This is a genomic window from Mycobacterium sp. E3298 (assembly GCF_001666895.1).
In the GTDB taxonomy this organism is placed as follows: domain Bacteria; phylum Actinomycetota; class Actinomycetes; order Mycobacteriales; family Mycobacteriaceae; genus Mycobacterium.
Window position 1 is genome coordinate 1 of sequence record NZ_LZJB01000455.1, and the last position, 2,025, is coordinate 2,025.

Sequence of the window (2,025 nt, forward strand, 5' to 3'; positions counted from 1 at the left end):
GGTTGGCTCGCCGCGAGGCGCAGCTGGTGTTCGAGTACATCGCCGACAGGTTTCCCGACTACGCCATCGGGGCTCGGGAACGCGTGCTCACCGCGACGGTGCGCGGATACACCAGCGTGGAGATGACCCTGCGCTGACCATGGAGATCGCCTTTACCGACGAGCAGCAACTGCTCCGCGACACCGCCGCGCAGCTGGGGGCGAGCGTGGGGGTTTCCAGCGCGGACGAAATCCCGACCGGCGAGGCGCTCGACGCCCAGTGGCGCCGCCTGGTGGATCTCGGTGTGCCGACGTTGCGTTCACCGCGCCTGTGCGGGCTCGAGGCGAGCGGCGTCGAAACCGTCGTCGTGATCGAAGAACTCGCCAGAACCCTCAGCGCCGTTCCGGTGGTGGGCCAGGCGGTGCTGGCCACCGAGCTCCTGGAGGCGGCCGGAGCCGAGAAGGAACTGGAGCTCGTCGCGGAAGGCCGCCTTCGGCTGGCGCCGGTGCTCGGCCCCGACTTGATGGGTTTCGGCTCGGCTCACCGACCTGGGGTGGCATTCGACGCCGCGGGCGCCACCCACGGACTACTGACCGCCCGCACCGACGGACAACGTCGGCTGGTGTGCGCACCACTGTGCGGCGCCGACCCGCGCGGACTGGACCTGACCCGTGAATTCCATTGTTTGCCAGCCGATTCGGTCGCTTCGGCGGTGGTGACCGGCGAGGCCATCGAAGACGAACGGTGGCAGCGGGTCGAGTCCTTGGCGATGACCGCCGTCGCCGCCGACCTGGTCGGCATCATGCAGGGTGCCCTGGACGACGCGGTCCGCTATGCGGGCGAGCGGGCTCAATTCGGGGTCAAGATCGGCTCGTTTCAGGCCGTGGGTCATCTGCTCGCCGATGCCCTGGTGCAAGTCGAAGGCGCCCGGAGTTGCCTCTGGCACGCCGCGTGGGCGATCGACCACTCGCCGGCCGACGAGGCGCGGCTGGCGGCGATGACGGCCAAGGCATACGCCTCGGCCGCGGGCCGGGAGGTGGTGGAAACCACGGTGCAGGTCTTTGGTGGCATCGCGATCACCTGGGAGCACGTTTCACACCTGCGGCTGCGTCGGGCGCTGTTGGACCGGCGGTTGTTCGGCGACGAGACGGTGCACTACGAGGCCATCGCCGCGCTGCGGCTGGCGAACCGGGAACTCGCCTAGCCATGGACTTCAACGACAGCGCACCCGAAGCGCAGTTCCGCGCCGAGCTCAGGCAGTGGCTGTCCGAGCACGCCGCCGCCGCCGCGATTCCCGACGACCCGGCGGCGCGGGCTGACGCGCAAAATGCCTGGCACCAAACGCTTTACGAAGCCGGCTACATCGGGTTGTCCTTTCCCGTCGAGTATGGGGGGCATGGCAAGGCGCCGGTCTACGAGGCGATCCTCAACGACGAGCTCGGGCGGGCCGGCGCCGCGCCCATCGAGGGCGTCGGTCACCTCAGCAACGCGTTACGCCTGTTCGGAACCGACGAGCAGCGCGACACGCTGCTGCCCGGGCTATTGTCGGGCCGGGTGCGCTGGTGTCAAGGGTTCTCCGAACCCGAGGCCGGATCCGACCTCGCCGGCCTCAAGACCCGGGCCGATTGCCTCGACGCAGGCGGGCGTGAGATGTTTCGCGTCAACGGCCGCAAGATCTGGACGAGCTTCGGTGCGGTTGCCGACTGGTGCTTCCTGCTGTGCCGCACCGAGCCGGACGCACCGAAGCACGCCGGCATTTCCGTGTTGCTGGTGCCGATGTCGACGCCCGGCATCGAAGTGCGGCCCATCGTGAACGCCGCGCGCAACCGCGAGTTCACCGAGATCACGTTCGACAACGTCGATGTACCCGCGGGCAACCTGCTCGGCGGGCGCGGGGAGGGCTGGTCCATTGCCAACCAGCTGCTCGCCTACGAGCGCGGTCCCAGCGACATCAACTGGATCGGCCGGCTCAAGACGCAGCTACGTCGCCTCGAGGACGACGTTCGCGTCGGCTGGCTCGAAGACTCGCCGTCGGCTCGGGCCCGG

General features: G+C 69.1%; 2 protein-coding genes. Both read left to right on the forward strand.

The features are described from left to right. Positions 1–139: 139 nt before the first annotated feature. The gene (locus A9X05_RS21120) at positions 140–1,183 is read left to right on the forward strand and encodes an acyl-CoA dehydrogenase family protein (RefSeq protein WP_067783906.1); all 1,044 of its coding nucleotides are present in this window, start codon (positions 140–142) and stop codon (positions 1,181–1,183) included. Between the two features lie 2 nt (positions 1,184–1,185). After that, positions 1,186–2,025 (forward strand): acyl-CoA dehydrogenase family protein (locus A9X05_RS21125; RefSeq protein ID WP_067783907.1); only part of this gene is annotated, 840 nt, incomplete at its 3' end.

Bases quoted from the DNA above. Each gene is read 5' to 3' on its own strand.
- A9X05_RS21120 (WP_067783906.1), top strand. From the start codon at position 140: ATGGAGATCGCCTTTACCGACGAGCAGCAACTGCTCCGCGACACCGCC.